The organism is Microbacterium sp. UBA3486, from assembly GCF_002377845.1.
GTDB lineage: Bacteria > Actinomycetota > Actinomycetes > Actinomycetales > Microbacteriaceae > Microbacterium > Microbacterium maritypicum_A.
Genome location: NZ_DFQP01000008.1, coordinates 39,232 through 55,067, shown reverse-complemented (window position 1 = coordinate 55,067; position 15,836 = coordinate 39,232). Strand labels below are relative to the sequence as shown.

The following is a 15,836-nucleotide window of genomic DNA, read 5'->3' as shown; positions in this document are numbered from 1 at the left end:
TGGCCTTGTCAGCGGCGGCATCCGTCGCCGACTGAGCGGCGATCTCTGCGGCCTCGGTGGACGGCACGGCGTCGTTCGACGCGGGTGCCGACTGGTCCTGGGGGTTGTCTTCGTTCATGGTGTGTGCTCCTTCGACGACCATTTCAGAATGACGCCTGTATCTGTGCGTTCCTTATGCCGAAGATGAGTTTCAGCTATGGCCTTAGCCTGTTCTTCATGAGTGTCATTCCCGGCGCATGGCGTCGTACAGCAGCGGGTGCAGGTCTGCTCGCTGCGGACGGAACCGTCGCGCCCACCATCTTCGCAGAGATGTCGGCAGCAGCGGCCCGAACCGGAGCGATCAATCTCGGTCAGGGTTTTCCCGACGAGGACGGTCCCACAGCGGTGCTGGAGGCGGCGCGACAGGCCATCGCAGATGGAGCGAACCAATATCCTCCCGGTCGCGGAACCCCGGATCTCCTCGACGCCATCAGCACTCATCAGCGTCGCTTCTACGGGTTGACCGTCGATCCCACACGCGAGGTGATCGTGACGGCCGGGGCGACGGAAGCGCTGACCGCGACCCTGCTGGCGCTGATCGACGGCCCGGACGACGAGGTGGTCGTGTTCGAGCCGTACTACGACTCCTACGCCGCAGCCGTGGCTCTCGCGGGGGCGCGCCTTCGCACCGTCCCGCTGCGGGCCCCGGACTTCCAGCCCGACCTCGACCGACTCGCGGCAGCGGTGACCGACCGCACCAGGATCATCCTGGTCAACGACCCGCACAATCCCACGGGCGCGGTGTTCGGGCGCGAGGTTCTCAGCGAGGTGGTGCGTCTGGCGGAGAGGCACGACGCGATCATCGTCACCGACGAGGTGTACGAGCACCTGGCCTTCCATGCGCCGCACACGCCGATCGCGACCCTCCCCGGAGCGGCCGAGCGCACACTGACCATCTCGTCCGCCGGCAAGACCTTCTCCACGACGGGATGGAAGATCGGCTGGGTGCACGGGCCGGCCGCGCTCATCACGGCCGTGCTGACGGTGAAGCAGTACCTCACGTATGTGAACGGCTCCCCGTTCCAGCCTGCCATCGCTGTGGGGCTGCGGATGGACGACGCGTACTTCGCGGATGCGGCCGCCGCACTCGCGCGAAAGCACGAGATCCTCGGAGCCGGGTTGAGGGAGGCCGGATTCACCGTGCACGCCCCGCAGGGCGGCTACTTCACCGTCGCCGATGCGACCGCACTGGGCGGCGCGGACGCCGCAGCGTTCTGCCGCGCTCTGCCCGAACGCGCGGGCGTCGTCGCGATCCCGCTCACGGCCTTCGTCTCCGAGGCGCACCGGGGCGAGTACTCGGGCCTGGTGCGCTTCGCGGCCTGCAAGCGCGTCGACGTGCTCGAAGAGGCAGCTGCGCGTCTCGCAGGCTTCTCCGCCTGACTGCGGATCAGGAGGGGGCCCCGGGGGCGACCGCTCCGCCGGGGACGGTGTCATGCGGCACGACCGCGTAGCGCCGCACCCGCAGCGACGGGTTGGTCGCCCGCACGCGCGCGATCGTCTCCCCCTCCACCACGGCGACCGCGATCCCGGGAGCAGTGCCCACACCGGCGAGGATCACGCCCTGCGGATCGATGACCTGCGAATGTCCAACGCCGATCGGAGTCGGGTGGTCCGCGGCGATCACATAGACGGTGTTCTCGATCGCACGGGCGGCGAGCAGCGTGGTCCAGTGATGCTCCTTGAGCGGTCCTCTGACCCACTCCGCCGGCACGACGAGGGCGTCGGTCTGCGCATCGACGAGCGAACGGGCCACCTCGGGGAAGCGGAGGTCGTAGCAGGTCATGAGTCCGAAGCGCAGACCGCCGAGGTCGAAGGTGGCCGCTGGGCCCAGCTCACCCGGTTCGACCCAGTCGGACTCCCGCTGCCCGAATGCGTCGTACAGATGCTGCTTGCGGTACACGGCGAGTACGCCGTCGCCGCGCACCGCCACGACGGAGTTCCGCACCCGCTCACCGTCCGCGGCCCGCTCCGCGAGACCGGCGACGATCACGACGGCGTAGTCGGCGGCCAGAGCGGCCAAGGTCGCGACGAACTCCCCATCGAGGTCCTCGGCGTTCGCCGCGAGGCTCTCGTCCAGAGGATCGACGAAGTAGCTCGAGTACTCCGGGAACACGACCAGCTTCGCACCACGTGCGGCGGCATCGGCCGTCAATTCGGCGATCCGCTCGCGGTTGTCGGCTCGGGATGCGGTGGGCGCGAACTGGCACACGGCGACGGGGACGGCTGCGATCTCGGACATGACTCCATCCTCTCGCATCGACACGCCCGGGACGTCGCCCCGATGCCCTCTCGATTCGACCGACTCCGGAATCCGTGATAAGTTTCTTCTTGTGCCGCGGGGTGGAGCAGTTCGGTAGCTCGCCGGGCTCATAACCCGGAGGTCGCAGGTTCAAATCCTGTCCCCGCAACAAATGAAAGGCCCTCTGACTCGGAGAAATCCAGGTCAGGGGGCCTTTCGCTTTGCTTCGCGTGCGACGCACTCGATCGGATTCGATCGAGTGCGTCGCACCCGGCTCAGATCAGGTCGGCCACCAGACGTTCGATCCGGGCGCGGATGTCGTCCCGGATCGGTCGCACGGCGTCGATCCCCTGTCCGGCAGGATCGTCGAGCTCCCAGTCCTCGTAGCGCTTTCCCGGGAAGAACGGGCAGGCATCGCCACAGCCCATCGTGATCACGACATCGGAGGCCTGCACGGCTTCGGTGGTCAGCACCTTGGGCGATTCCGCCGTGATGTCGACACCGAGCTCGGCCATGGCTTCCACCGCGACCGGGTTGATCTGATCCGCGGGCAGGGAACCGGCAGAGCGCACGTCGATCCGATCCCCCGCGATGTCACGCAGGAAACCCGCGGCCATCTGCGAGCGGCCGGCGTTGTGCACGCAGACGAAGAGGACGGAGGGCTTGACGGGTACGTCGGTCATCGGATGCTCCTCGCGGGCGTGCTGTCGGAATTCTCTGCGGCGTGATCGGCGGTTGCCGGAATCAACTCCATTCTCGCCCGAACCGTGCCGACCTGGACGAGGGGATTCCCACAGCAGCTGCCGCCTTCGCCATCGAAGTCACCCGATCCCCCGCAGACACCCGTCGCAGGCAGGGTGAGCTGCGTGCTCCGCGCGGCGATCAGGTCGCCCGCGAGCCGTGCGGCGACGCTGCGTGCCTGCTCGAATCCCGTGAGCGCCAGGAATGTGGGCGCACGCCCGTAGCTCTTCGCGCCGATGATGTAGAAATCGCCTTCCGGCTGGGTGAGCTCGACCGCCCCTGTCGCCCCGACCGACCCGCAGGAGTGGACGTTCGGGTCGATGTCCGCGGCGATGCCGGCCACCGCCTCCAGAGTGGGGTCCCATGCCACACGCACCTCCGAGAGCATGCCGAGGTCGGGACGGAATCCCGTCAAGGCGAACACGTGCGAGACGCCCCTCACCGCACCTCCGCTGTCCGCAATGATCGTGAGACCCTCTTCGTCCGCGCGGAACTCCGCGACGCGGAAGCCCTGGATGACATCGACGAGACCGGACTCGATGACTTTTCGAGCCCGCGCGCCCAACGCCGCGCGCTCGGGAAGCGCATCGCCCGTTGCGCCACCGAGCAGGCGGGACGCCGCCTTTCCCCGGCGCATCAGCCACGAGACCCGTGTACCGGGGTGTCGTCGCGCCAACGCGGTCAGGCGCAGCACGGTGTGCGTGGCCGAGTGCCCGGACCCGATGACGACCACGTGCCGGCCGGCCTGGGCCGTGACATCATCCGGAATCCGGTAGGAGATATGCGAGGCGAAGCCTGTCTCGCCGATCGCGGGGAGCCCCTCGGCTCCGGCCGGATTGGGGCGACCCCAGGTACCGCTCGCATCGACGACGGCTCGTGCACCGATCCGGAGTTCTTCGCCATCCGCGCCGAGCGCATGAACGACGAAGGGCTGTCCTGCGCGACCGCTCTCGACCACACGGTCCCGCCCCTTGCGCGCGACCCCGGTGACCGTCGTCGAGTAGCGGACCCGCTCCCCCAACACCTCAGCGAGGGGCGCGAGATACCGCACGATCCACTCCGCGCCGGTCGGATACCCGTCCGTCGGAGCGGTCCATCCCGAGGGTTCCAGCAGGCGACGGGAGGCCGCATCGGTCAGCTCGGGCCAGCGGGAGAACAAGCGCACGTGCCCCCACTCGGAGACCGCGGTGGCGGGGCCCGACCCACGTTCCAACACGATCACATCGCACCCGCGCTCGGTGAGGTGTGCGGCGACGGCCAGCCCCTGGGGGCCTGCGCCGATGACGACGACGGGAAGCTCGGACATCACGTTCCTTACATTGATGAACTTCGATATGACCACAGTGCGTGATCTATCGATGTTTGTCAATACGTGGGTAGCATGGCCCTATGACCATCCCTGCCACGATCGACGCCGGCACCTCCTGCTGCGTACCGCGCATCACCTCGACCATCAGCACCGAGGAGGCCGAGAAGGTGGCGCGCGTGTTCAAGGCGCTGGGAGATCCGACCCGCGTGCGTCTGCTCTCCCTCATCGCCGCCGGTGACGGCGGGGAGGCGTGCATCTGCGATCTCACGGAGCCCGTCGGGCTCTCTCAGGGCACCGTTTCCCACCACATGAAGCTCCTCTCCGACGCGGGACTCGTCAGGCGCGAGCAGCGTGGACGTTGGGCGTACTTCTCCCTCGACGTCGAGGCCATCGACGCCGCCTCCGCCGCACTTCGGCCCGCCTGACCGAGGAAGGTCCACCGGAGAGACGCGAATGGGCGCCCCCGGAGGGACGCCCATTCGATGCGGATGTCTCGAATCAGTTGCCTGTGGCGGAGTCGAGCTCGATCAGCTTCTGCACCGCTGCGGTGAGACGCTCGTCCGCCTCGGCGAACTTCGCGAGGTCTCCCGCCTTCAGTGCCGTCTCACGGTCGACCAAGGCAGACTGCGCAGCCGCCAGCGCCTCCGCCTCGGCCCCCGTGGGCTGCGTGGGCTCCGTCGTCGGCACCTCGCCGGTATCAGGCACCTGAGCGTCCGGATCGGGTTCGACCGTGTCATCGCCGCCGGTTGCACCGGAGTCACCGCCGAAGAGGGTATCGAGGGCTTCGGTGAGCGTGTTCTCGAAGGCCACGCGGTCACCGAAGGCGACCAGCACCTTCTGCAGTCGAGGCAGCTGCGTCCCCTCGGACGACTGCACGTACACGGGCTGCACGTAGAGCAGACCGCCACCGACGGGCAGTGTCAGCAGGTTGCCGTAGATGACCTCGGACTCCCCCTGCTGCAGCAGGTTGAGCTGAGGCACCACGGACGTGTCCGAGTTGTAGGTGTTCTGCACCTGACCGGGGCCGGGGACGGTCGTGTCGGTGTCGATCTCGAGCATGCGCAGCTGGCCGTAACCTTCTGCCTTCTTGCCCTTCTCGGAGCCGGCGTCCGAATCGACCGCGAGGTAGCCCATCAGCACGTCACGGCTGCCACCCGCGCCCTGCGAGTTCGGGATGAACGTCGAGAACATCGAGAATCTCGGAGTGTCCTGCCCCGGCATCTGCATGGTCAGGTAATACGGCGGCTGCAGCATCGATTCGCTGCGCGGGTCGTTCGGCGTCTGCCACCGGTTGTCCTGCTGGGCGAACGATCCGGCCTTGTCGACGTGGTAGACCCCGAGGATGTCACGCTGCACCTTGAACAGGTCGGTCGGGTAGCGCACGTGGCTCATGAGCTCGCCGGACATCTCGCTGATCGGCTTCACCGTCGACGGGTAGACCTTCTGCCAGGTCTTCAGCACCGGATCCTCGTCGTCCCACGCGTAGAGCGTCACGGAGCCGTCGTAGGCGTCGACCGTCGCCTTGACCGAGTTGCGGATGTAGTTGATGTCGTCGATGGCGAGCGTCGGCGACGGGATGTTGGAGTCGGCGATCGCATCCGACAGGCTCACGCTCGTCGAGTAGGGGTACGTCTGACTCGTGGTGTAGCCGTCGACGATCCAGACGATGCGGCCGTCCACCACGCTCGGGTACGGGTCGCTGTCGAGCTCGAGGTACGGCGCCACCTTCTGGACGCGCGTCTTGGGATCGCGGTCGTAGAGGATCTGCGAGTCCTCGTTCACCAGGTTCGAGAACAGGATCTGCTCGGACTGGAACTTCAGCGCGTAGAGGAGCTTCGTGAACGTGTCACCGATCTTCGGACCACCGTTCCCCTCGAACGTGGTCTTCGTCTCGCTCGAGCCGTCCTTGCCGCGCGGGTAGTCGATCTCCGCAGGCTCCGACCCCTCGGGAGCGCCGACGATCGAGTACTCGGGCGAGTTCTCGCCGAAGTACACGCGCGGCTCGAAGTTCTCGCGGTCCGACAGGAACCCGGAGGTGGGGATGCCGCGCTCGAGGAACACCGGTTCGCCGTCCGTGGTGCGCTGGTTTCCGGCGGCTGCGACGAGGCCGTAGCCGTGGGTGTAGACCGCGACGCGGTTGTTCCAGTTGTCGCCGTCGCCGAGTCCGGACATGTCGAGGTCGCGCACGGAAACCACGGTGTCCTGCATCTTCCCGTCGATCTCGTACCGGTCGACGTCCATCGTCGTCTGGAACTGGTAGTACCCGCGGTACTGCTCGAGCTGGCGTACCGTCGGCGGGATGACCTTCGGGTCCATGATGCGCGTCGAGGCGGTGGTCTCGGCGTCGGCGCGCAGCTGCCCCGCCTCTGCGTCGGTCTTGGCGGCGAAGGGCGTGGTCTCGAGGTCTGCGACCCCGTACGCCTCCTTCGTGCCGTCGATGTTCCGCTGGTAGTACTCGGCCTGGTAGGCGTTCTGGTTCGGCTTCACCTGGAAGGTGGTGACCACCCACGGGTATCCCACGCCGACGACGAGCGACGCCACGATGAGCAGCGCCGTCGCGGCCAGCGGGAAGCGCCAGCGGCCGATGACGGCGGTGACGAAGAAGAGGATCGCGACGACGGCGGCGATGATCGCGAGGATAGCGAGACCCGGGATCGTCGCGTTCACGCCCGTGTACGCCGCGCCCGTGATGCGGTCGTCGGGCTCGACGAGCGTCTTGTACTGATCGAGCCAGAGGCTCGCCGCCTGCACCAGCAGGTACAGGCCCGCGATGACCGCGAGCTGGATGCGTGCGGGCTTCGAGATGCGCAGCTCACCCTGGCCGATGCGCACCGAGCCGTACAGGTACGACACGAGGGCGGTGACCAGGAGCGAGAGCAGCAGAACGGCCGAGATGAAGGCGAGCAGGATCGTGTAGAACGGCATCGCGAACATGTAGAAGCCGGTGTCGATGCCGAACTGCGGGTCGACGTCGGACGTCGCCACACCATTGGCCCAGAGCCAGACGGTCTTCCATTGCCCCGCGGCCGCGAAGCCGGCGAACAGTCCGAAGAAGATGGGCATGCCCCACATCGCCAGGCGACGCAGCGGCTCGATGACCTCCTGGTACCGATCCAGCTGCGAGCTGAGTCGCACGTACACCGGACGCAGGCGGTACGCGAGTTGGATGACGACGAACAGCGGAACGGCCATCCCGAGGAAACCGACCACGAACATCACCGCCGTGGCGATCCACTGCGTCGTGAGGACGCCGGTGAAGCCCACCTGGTCGAACCAGAGGAACTCGGTGTACAGGGAGGCGAACACGAAGAACACCGCGATCAAGGCGGCGATGATCACCAGGGAGATGCCGAGAATGCGTCGTGAGGTTCGAGGCGTGGCCGGGTTCGGAGCTGAAGGCGAGGAGGTCACCCCACCATCCTAGGCATCGCTCACTGTGGGCAGGCTGTCATCCCGGTCACGGCGAGGTCACGGCCGCACGTGTGCGCTCAGCTCCCGGCGCGTTCGCAGGTCGGAAGAGCGGCGACGTCTCCGTCGTCCGCGATGACCTCGAGCGCGGCGAGAGACTCGTCGAGCGTCGCGGTGCGGATGACCTGGAGCCCGTCCGGCACATGCCCGACGACCTCATCGCAATTGGCCTCGGGAGCGAGGAAGTACTCGGCACCCGCGTCCCTGGCACCGTAGAGCTTCTGACGGATGCCGCCGATAGGCCCGACGGTGCCGGCCGCGTCGATCGTGCCGGTACCGGCCACGTCCTTCCCGCCGTTGAGCTCGCCCTCGGTCAGCGTGTCGATGATGCCCAGCGCGAACATCATCCCGGCGCTGGGGCCGCCGACGTTGTCGAGCTGGATCGTGACGTCGATCTCGAAGTCGTAGTCGGTGCGGAGCGTGATGCCGATGAGCCACAGGGTCGCGTCGCCCTCGGTGCGCTTCTCGGGAGTGATCTCGACGGTCTGCTCGGCTCCGGCGCGCAGCACGGTGAGCTGCACGGGGGCTCCCTCGGCGGCCTGGATCGCCTCGCGCAGCTGCGTCGCAGAGGTGACCGGCGTGCCGTCGATCGCGGTGATCACATCGTCGGCTTCGAGGATGCCGGCGGCCGGGGAGTCGGCGACGGCGTCGACGACGACGACCTGAGCACCGGTGTCGTATCCGAGCTCGTTCAGCGCAGCGGCCGTCGCCTCGTGCTGCGAGTCCACCATCAGCGTGGCGTTGCGCTCGTCGCGCTGCTCACTCGTCACCCCCTGCGGGAACACCGTGTCGAGCGGGACGACTGCCTTGGACGAGTCCATCCACGCCAGTGCCAGCTCGAACCAGCTCGGTGTGCGCTCGCGGTTGCCGACGACCTGGACCGTCGTGAGGTCCAGAGTGCCCGCGGTCTCGAAGGTCTCGGCGCCCTCGACGCTGATCAGCGGAACCTGCTCGCCGTCCGCTCCCTCCGCAGTGCCGAGGGTGTCGTACACCGGGCCCGGCCGCTGGATCACGTAGGGCGACGGCAGGAACGTCAGCACGACAAGGGCGATGAGCGCGACGATCAGCGCCCAGACTCCGAGTCCGAGCTTCCCAGACCGCGTTCGATCCACTGCATTCCTCCGTCGTTCGCGAGCGGCGTACACCGATCTGCCCGCATCGGGTTCGCGCGCAGAAACCTGTGACTAGCGTAGAGGCCACGGCAACAGAAGTGCTGAGAGGGCGAGCGACATGGCAGACAACGACCCGACACCCGAGGACTTCCAGGAGTTCCTGCGGAAGATGCTCTCGAATCAGGGCGGCGGGGACATCGACCCCGAAGCGCTCCGGGGCGCCTTCGAGGGGATGGACGGCTTCACACTCGATCCCGCGATGATGCAGACGATCATGTCGCAGCTGCAGGGCGCCTTCGGTGGCGATCCCTGGGAGAACGCGCTGCGCCAGGCCCTGTTCATCGCCAACCGCGACGGGCAGGGTGTGACCGACGGTTCACGCACCTCGCTCGCCGATTCCTTCGCGCTGGCGAATCTGTGGCTCGGCGAGGCGACGACGATCTCGGAGCTCTCTGAGACACCGACAGCGATGACCCGCGGCGACTGGGTCGAGAAGACGCTGCCGGTGTGGAAGGAGATCGCCGACCCGGTGTCGACGAGCATCGCGGACGCGCTGACCTCCGCCCTGGACACGCAGGTGCCGGAGGAGATGCGCGACGTCGTCCAGGGGGCAGGCAAGCTGATGCGAGGCCTGGGCGGCTCGGTGTTCGCCGCGCAGTTCGGTCAGGTGCTCGGCAACCTCTCGCTCGAGGTGGTCTCCGGAGGCGATGTCGGCATCCCCGTGCTCCCCGCGGGGACGGCGGCCGTCATCCCGCAGAACCTCACCGCGTTCGGCGAAGGTCTCGAGATCCCCGAAGACCAGATCGCGCTCTACCTCGCCACCCGCGAGCTCGCGTACGCGCGGCTCTACCGGCACGCGAAGTGGCTCCACCTGCACGTGATGGCGCAGATCACCGACTTCGCGCGCGGAGTCACCGTCGATGTGGACGCGCTGGAAGACGTGGCCAGCCGCCTCGATCCCTCCGACCCCGAGGAACTGCGCGCGGCGATCGAGGGCGGCGCTCTCCTCCCCGTGCAGAGCGAGGCGCAGCGCGAGGCGCTCACCCGACTCGAGAACCTCATCGCGACGATCGACGGCTGGGTGGACGTGGTGACAGCCGAGGCGACCTCGCGGCTGCCCGACGGTGCCCGCATCGCGGAAGCCGCTCGACGCCGACGCGCCGTCGGCGGTCCTGCGGAAGACGCACTCGGCGCACTGGTCGGGCTCAAGCTGCGCCCCCGACGCATACGCGAAGCCTCCGCGATGTGGCAGGCGGTGACCGACGCCGTCGGCATCAGCGGACGCGACTCGCTGTGGGACTACCCCGACCTGATGCCGACGGCCGAGGACATCGACGACCCGAGCGGACTCGTCGCCCGGCTGCAGGCGGCTGAGCGTGGCGAACAGCCGGTGGCCGACGAGTTCGATGAAGCACTGGCCCGCCTGCTCGACGGCGACGACTTCTCGGCCGACGAGCCCGCAGCGGGAACCACGGATGAAGCGGACGGAGACGGCGACGCGGCCCCGGAGGGCGACCGACCGGTCTGAGGCAGGGTGCGGGCGTCCGAGGATGCCCGCACCTCTCCTCCCCCGCTCGACGAACGTCGGCGAGTTGTCCACGGATGCCCGGTTGCGGCCCCGCGATGCCGCCATCCTCTCCACAATCGGAGAGATGCCGCTCACCCCTCCGCTCCTCACACGTCTGCACCCGAGCTCTCCCCTGCTGTGGCGCGACGAGCACACCCTTCAGCTCGGCGATGACGGCGGCCTGCGCATCGATGCGGAGGACCCCTGGGTGGAACCGCTTCTCAGCCGGTTGCGCTCCGGTTTCCGGCGGGGTTCCTTCGACGTGATCGCGCATGCGGCCGGCGCTCCGCGGGAGGCGGCACGCACACTCCTCGCGCGTCTCGACGACGTGCTCCTCGACGATGTCGCTGCGGCACGCCCTGCCTGGGTCGAGAACATCGGGATCGCCGACGGCCGGAGCGAGTACCGGATGCGCGAGACGCTCTCCGACGAAGGCATCGAACTCGTGGACATCGGTCACCGGCCCGGCGTGGCCATCGTGCTCGTGAACGGCGTGTCCGCGGCACTGCAGTTCGCCCGCTACCTGCGCGAGGACGTCGCGCACCTACCGGTAGCGTTCGATCCCGGCCGCGTGACCGTCGGGCCGCTCGTGGTCCCCGGTGTGTCCGCCTGTCTCGCGTGTCGCGACGCCCATGCCCGAGACCTCGACCCGGCCTGGCCACTGCTGCACACGCAGATGATCGGTCGTGATCCCGGCCCGATCCGCGCCGCGCAGGTCGCCGAAGCCGGGCGGCTCGCCGCGCTGCTCCTCGCCGACGACGAAGGTGCGTCCGGGAGGATGGTGCGGATCAGCGCGGACGGTTCCCGCGAGTGGCGTCCGGTGTCGTTTCACGAAGAATGCCGGTGCCGCGGCCCGTGGTCCCCATCTCAGCGAGGAACCGCGACGGAGAGCGTTCCCCCCGACCCGCCGATCTCGACCACGACAGCGCCAGCGTACGGGCGGCGCGCGTGACGCCCACGTAGGCCAGTCGCCGCTCCTCGTCGATCGCCTCGAACGTCGTCGCATACGAGATCGGCAGCGATCCCTCCGCCCATCCGGCGAGGTACACGTGCGGCCACTCCAGCCCCTTGGCGGCATGCAGGGTCGACAGCGTGACGGTGCGCATGGTCGGCTCGTGCTGGTCCTTCGCCCGCGCCATCAGCGCGTCGCTGAAGCTTCGCAGATCCGCCTCGGGCCCCGCCTCCTCCGCGAGCCGGAGGATGGCACGTCGCGCCTCCCATCCGCTGCGCTGCGCTCCCCCTGCCGCCGGCGGCTCCTCTGTGAGACCGAGCTCGCGAAGCACCCGCTCCACCCCGGGGAGGAAGCCCTGCTCGCTGGGAGCCACGGCGGCGGCCCGGAGCGCGAGGATCGCCTGACGAACCTCCGGCATGGCGAAGAAGCGTGTGCCGCCCAGCACCGACGTCGCGATGCCCTCGGCGGCGAGCGCCTGCTGCAGAACCGCGGACTGCGCGTGCGCCCGGTAGAGGACTGCGATCTCCGAGGGGGAGGCACCCGCCTCGATGCGGGCGGAGATCGCCGCAGCGATCCCCGCGGCCTCCTCGCCCTCGGTGTCGTAGGCGGTGATGGTCGGCGCATCCGCGGTGAACTGCTCCCGGGCCGGCACGAGCTCCAACGCGCCGGGGCGGCCGTGCATCAGGGCGTTGGCTGCGGTGAGGATCGGCGGTTGCGAACGATAGTTCGTCTCCAGCCGCACGACCGTCGCGTCCGGGTGGCGGCGCTCGAACTCGAGCAGGAACCGCTGCTCGGCCCCCGCGAACGAATAGATGGTCTGGCTGGCATCACCGACCACGCAGATGTCGTGGCGATCGCCCAGCCAGAGCTCGAGCAGCCGGTTCTGCAACGGCGAGACGTCTTGGAACTCGTCGACCGTGAAGTGCCGGTACTGCTCGTGGACGGATGCGGCGACCCGGGGCTCCGCCTCCAGCATGCCCGCGCAGGCGAGGAGCACGTCTTCGAAGTCGAGCTGACGACGATCGTCCTTCAGCGCTTCGTATCCCCGCATCAGTTCGATGAGCTGGCCCGCATCGACACCGCTGATCGGACGCCCGAGTGCCGCGTACTGGTCGATCGACAGCATCGAGACCTTGCGCCACTCGATCTCGGAGGCGATGTCGCGCAGCGTGGCCGTGCTGGGACGGAGGCGTATCGCGTCGGCGGCTTGCCCCAGCATCCGCACCTTGTTGTCGATGATCGAGGGCGCCGGGGAACCGGCCAGCGTGGGCCAGAAGAAGTTCAGCTGAGCGAGTGCTGTCGCGTGGAAGGTGCGGGCAGCCACACCCTCGACTCCGAGAGCACGCAGGCGACCGCGGAGCTCGCCCGCGGCCTTGGCGGTGAACGTGACGGCCATGACACGCGAAGGCGAATAGGCGCCGGTGTCGACGCCGTGCGCGATGCGATGCGTGATCACCCGTGTCTTTCCGGTCCCGGCACCGGCGAGCACGGCGACGGGTCCCCGCAGCACGGATGCCGCTGCCCGCTGCCGCTCATCGAGGGCATCGAGTGCGCTCACGCGTGGTCCTCGTACCATTCGACGATCAGGGCACGGGCGATGGATGCCGGGCCCGGAAGGCCCACAGGCCCGTCTCCGGCGAGTGCGGAGCCGATCTCCGCGCGCGTGAACCAGCGCACCTCGATGATCTCTTCCCCGTCGGGGCGTGCAGCGGACTCGTCGTCGACCACGGCGCGGAAGCCCACCATGAGCGAGCGCGGGAACGGCCAGGCCTGGGACGAGACGTACCGCAGAGCGGACAGTCGCACGCCCGACTCCTCCTCGATCTCGCGATACGCGGTCGATTCGAGGGACTCCCCGGCCTCGGTGAAGCCCGCGAAGCACGAGAACATCCGTCCGCCCCAGTTCGCGTTGGCGCCGAGCAGGAGGCGCTCGCCGTCCCGACTCTCGACGGCGACGATCACCGCTGGATCCGTGCGCGGGAAATGCTGGCGCCCGCACACGAGGCAGCGCCGCGACCATCCGCCTTGCTGAAGTCGCGTCGCTCCACCGCACGCAGGGCAGAACGGGGCATCGCGCAGCCATCCCGCAAGGGCGATCGCGCCGATCAGGAGCTCGGACTCCTGCCCGTCGAGGCGTCCGCCGAGATCACGGAGGCCGAGCCAGATCTCGTCCGGGGCCGTGTCGAGTGCGTCGTTCTCCGGCGGGGCGGCGGCGAGGAGCAGCACGGTGCCGTCGACATCGCGGCCGAGGAGAGCCCAGGTCGCCTCGACGACCGCATCCGGCGCGACGCGCAGCAGCGCGGAATCGACGACCCGGACACGTCCCTCACGCACGACGATGACGCGGGTCGCCGGGTCGGCGCGCAGACGGTCGAGCACATCCGGCTCCTCGCGGAGTTCGGCTGCACGGTCGAGGGACGGGCGCTGAATGGTCATCGACTCCCTCTTTCACGGGCGTGGCGGAGGCGGGACCGCCCCTGAGCCGACCTACCCTGGGGGCATGGGACGCTCTCCTTTCACTCTAGCCGCGGCAGTGACCGCCGCACTGCCCGGGGCGGAGGTCACGGGTGCCCGCGGTCTGAGCGCGGACGGCGACGGTCGATTCGACTCCGCCATCGCCTCGCTGGCTGACGGCCGTGAACTCGCGATCCGCGTCGCGGACGACGACGAGACGGCGCGCGAACTCGCCGCCGAAGCCCTCGCTCTTCGAGCGCTCACCGACGGCGCCCGCGCCATGCTGCCGTTCCGCGTGCCCGCCTACATCGGGGAGACGCGCATCGGCGAGGGTCGCGCGCTCGTCACCGAGCTCCTCCCCGGCTTCCAGATCGAGGCGGCCCTGGTGCCCGCGGGGCGCGGTGCCGCGCCGTCGATGGGAGCCGCGATCGCCGCCGTGCACGGCCTTCCCACCTCGGTCGTCCGGGGGGCAGGACTCGGAACCCGCACCGCCGAAGAGAGCCGCGCCGAGTTGGAGCGCCTGATCGACACCGCGGCGGCCACCGGGCGCGTGCCGGCACGTCTCACGGTGCGTTGGCGCGATGCCGTCGCCGACGACGACCTCTGGCGCTTCGAGTCCACCGTGGTCCTCGGAGGCGTGCAGTCGACCTCGTTCCTGTTCGACGACGATCCGGAGCGCGGGCCCGAAGTGGTCGGCCTCGTCGGTTGGCATGGGCTCGCGGTGGGAGACCCGGCGGTCGACCTCTCCTGGCTCTCCGCAGCTCCCGATGCGTCAGACGACGTCCACGCCGCGTATGCCCGCGCCGTCGACCGTGCCCCCGATCCCGGCCTCGAGGTGCGAGCCCGCCTGCTCGCCGAACTCGAGTTCGCACGCTGGCTCGTGCACGGCGACTCCATGCATCGGCCGGACATCGTCGACGATGCCGCCGCACTGCTCGATGCTCTCGCCGAGGGCCTGCGAACGGACGACCTCAGCATCATCGATGCCCGCGCTGCCGGCGTCGACTCCGCCATGGACGCGCTCGACCGCGTGCCCCGGGATGCCGTCGCCGAGGTCGACACCTCCATGCACACCGATGCCTACAACCCCGAAGAACTGTGGATCGAAGTCTCGGAGGAGGCGGAGTCGTCGCCGCAGGACACGGAGTCACTGGAACCGGTGCGCACCATCGACACCGGACGCACGACCGACCGGGACCAGGACGACAGCGCTCACCGCACCGGGATGCTCAGTGTCGAGACCGAGGATCTCTCCGAGGCTCGGAGCATCTTCGCGGGTACCCGTGGTTCCGAGCCCCGTGAACAGACACGTCCTTCCGCATCGGACGCTGCGGCCGAGTACGACGAGTCCGACTCGGACGAAGCTCAGCGTGCGGCGCGGGCAGCGCTCCAGCGCTGGAAGAGCTCTTCCTCCGAGTAGACACGGTCGCCACGGATGATCAGGTCGTCCGCGACGTAGTACAGCGCGACGTCGATCTCCTCCAGAGGCACGTCGAAGCGCCGATGGTACGCCAGACGGTAGAGCGCCAGCTGCAGCATCCGCTCCTCGCGCTCGTCTGCCGTTCGCGGAGCCTTCCCGGTCTTCCAATCCACGATCTCGATGCGTCCACCACGGTCGGCACGTCGGTAGACGGCGTCGAGCTTGCAGATGACGATGTGCGATCCTGCCACCTCCGACGAGGGAAGTCCGGCGCCGAGGGCGAAGTCGATCTCGATCTCGACGGCGATCGGCTGCAGTCCTCCCCATTCGCTGCGCTCGAAGGTCGCCTGCAGAGCGGCGAGATCGGCGGCATCTGCGGTCGCTGCCGCCCCCTCCTGCGTCTCCACCGTCGCCTGCGCGGGTTCCGACGCGATCTCATCCTCGTCGAGCTCCCAGAGGGCCTCATCCGGGCGGCTGCCGACACCGACCAGCTCCGAACGCTGTTCCACCCAGGCGTGGAACAGCGTGCCGAGCC

12 protein-coding genes and 1 tRNA gene are annotated in these 15,836 nt (G+C 68.8%); 5 read left to right on the top strand and 8 right to left on the bottom strand.

Features of this window, described 5'->3' with window-relative positions:
* Positions 1–216 precede the first annotated feature (216 nt).
* Entirely contained in the window at positions 217–1,419 is a 1,203-nt protein-coding gene (locus B2869_RS00815; RefSeq protein ID WP_292761552.1) for an aminotransferase class I/II-fold pyridoxal phosphate-dependent enzyme, read from the top strand.
* A 7-nt stretch (positions 1,420–1,426) separates the two neighbouring features.
* Here B2869_RS00815 and B2869_RS00810 read toward each other — a convergent pair whose 3' ends face one another.
* The gene (locus tag B2869_RS00810) at positions 1,427–2,278 is read right to left on the bottom strand and encodes a carbon-nitrogen hydrolase family protein (RefSeq protein ID WP_292761549.1); all 852 of its coding nucleotides are present in this window, start codon (positions 2,276–2,278) and stop codon (positions 1,427–1,429) included.
* A gap of 95 nt (positions 2,279–2,373) precedes the next feature.
* Here B2869_RS00810 and B2869_RS00805 point away from each other — a divergent pair.
* A tRNA-Met gene (locus B2869_RS00805) sits at positions 2,374–2,447 on the top strand.
* Between the two features lie 106 nt (positions 2,448–2,553).
* Here the strand turns inward: B2869_RS00805 and B2869_RS00800 are convergent.
* Complete coding sequence (locus B2869_RS00800; protein ID WP_021200357.1) at positions 2,554–2,961, bottom strand: arsenate reductase ArsC; 408 nt, start codon at positions 2,959–2,961, stop codon at positions 2,554–2,556.
* On the bottom strand, positions 2,958–4,325 hold the full coding sequence (locus B2869_RS00795) for an FAD-dependent oxidoreductase (RefSeq protein ID WP_292761542.1): 1,368 nt from the start codon (positions 4,323–4,325) through the stop codon (positions 2,958–2,960). Before B2869_RS00795 ends, B2869_RS00800 begins: the two co-directional genes overlap by 4 nt.
* Before the next feature lie 83 nt (positions 4,326–4,408).
* Here B2869_RS00795 and B2869_RS00790 point away from each other — a divergent pair, with 83 nt between their 5' ends.
* Entirely contained in the window at positions 4,409–4,753 is a 345-nt protein-coding gene (locus B2869_RS00790; RefSeq protein ID WP_292761539.1) for an ArsR/SmtB family transcription factor, read from the top strand.
* 73 nt (positions 4,754–4,826) lie between these two features.
* Here B2869_RS00790 and B2869_RS00785 read toward each other — a convergent pair whose 3' ends face one another.
* Positions 4,827–7,739 (bottom strand): UPF0182 family protein, encoded by a 2,913-nt coding sequence (locus tag B2869_RS00785; protein ID WP_292761536.1) that lies wholly within the window; start codon positions 7,737–7,739, stop codon positions 4,827–4,829.
* Positions 7,740–7,816: 77 nt separating this feature from the next.
* Positions 7,817–8,908, bottom strand: a complete 1,092-nt coding sequence (locus B2869_RS00780) for a YlbL family protein (protein ID WP_292761534.1) — start codon at positions 8,906–8,908, stop codon at positions 7,817–7,819.
* 118 nt (positions 8,909–9,026) lie between these two features.
* On the opposite strand from B2869_RS00780, the gene B2869_RS00775 reads away from it, so the two are divergent.
* Positions 9,027–10,436 carry a zinc-dependent metalloprotease gene (locus tag B2869_RS00775; protein WP_292761532.1) on the top strand — a complete coding sequence of 470 codons (1,410 nt, stop codon included), beginning with the start codon at positions 9,027–9,029 and terminating at the stop codon, positions 10,434–10,436.
* A gap of 827 nt (positions 10,437–11,263) precedes the next feature.
* Here the strand turns inward: B2869_RS00775 and B2869_RS00770 are convergent.
* Both B2869_RS00770 and nudC read right to left on the bottom strand, forming a co-directional pair.
* Positions 11,264–13,003: an ATP-dependent helicase gene (locus B2869_RS00770; RefSeq protein WP_029260317.1), complete on the bottom strand. Its 1,740-nt coding sequence runs from the start codon at positions 13,001–13,003 to the stop codon at positions 11,264–11,266.
* The gene (nudC, locus tag B2869_RS00765) at positions 12,982–13,863 is read right to left on the bottom strand and encodes an NAD(+) diphosphatase (RefSeq protein WP_029260318.1); all 882 of its coding nucleotides are present in this window, start codon (positions 13,861–13,863) and stop codon (positions 12,982–12,984) included. Before nudC ends, B2869_RS00770 begins: the two co-directional genes overlap by 22 nt.
* 64 nt (positions 13,864–13,927) lie before the next feature.
* Here nudC and B2869_RS00760 point away from each other — a divergent pair, with 64 nt between their 5' ends.
* Positions 13,928–15,301, top strand: coding sequence for a hypothetical protein (locus B2869_RS00760; protein ID WP_292761526.1), 1,374 nt, complete (start codon positions 13,928–13,930; stop codon positions 15,299–15,301).
* Here B2869_RS00760 and B2869_RS00755 read toward each other — a convergent pair.
* A partial coding sequence (locus B2869_RS00755; RefSeq protein WP_292761524.1) for a PD-(D/E)XK nuclease family protein occupies positions 15,247–15,836 on the bottom strand: 590 nt, incomplete at its 5' end. The genes B2869_RS00760 and B2869_RS00755 overlap by 55 nt on opposite strands.

Bases quoted from the DNA above. Each gene is read 5' to 3' on its own strand.
- B2869_RS00815 (WP_292761552.1), top strand. From the start codon at position 217: ATGAGTGTCATTCCCGGCGCATGGCGTCGTACAGCAGCGGGTGCAGGT.
- B2869_RS00810 (WP_292761549.1), bottom strand. From the start codon at position 2,278: ATGTCCGAGATCGCAGCCGTCCCCGTCGCCGTGTGCCAGTTCGCGCCC.
- B2869_RS00800 (WP_021200357.1), bottom strand. From the start codon at position 2,961: ATGACCGACGTACCCGTCAAGCCCTCCGTCCTCTTCGTCTGCGTGCAC.
- B2869_RS00795 (WP_292761542.1), bottom strand. From the start codon at position 4,325: ATGTCCGAGCTTCCCGTCGTCGTCATCGGCGCAGGCCCCCAGGGGCTG.
- B2869_RS00790 (WP_292761539.1), top strand. From the start codon at position 4,409: ATGACCATCCCTGCCACGATCGACGCCGGCACCTCCTGCTGCGTACCG.
- B2869_RS00775 (WP_292761532.1), top strand. From the start codon at position 9,027: ATGGCAGACAACGACCCGACACCCGAGGACTTCCAGGAGTTCCTGCGG.
- B2869_RS00770 (WP_029260317.1), bottom strand. From the start codon at position 13,003: ATGGTACGAGGACCACGCGTGAGCGCACTCGATGCCCTCGATGAGCGG.
- nudC (WP_029260318.1), bottom strand. From the start codon at position 13,863: ATGACCATTCAGCGCCCGTCCCTCGACCGTGCAGCCGAACTCCGCGAG.
- B2869_RS00760 (WP_292761526.1), top strand. From the start codon at position 13,928: ATGGGACGCTCTCCTTTCACTCTAGCCGCGGCAGTGACCGCCGCACTG.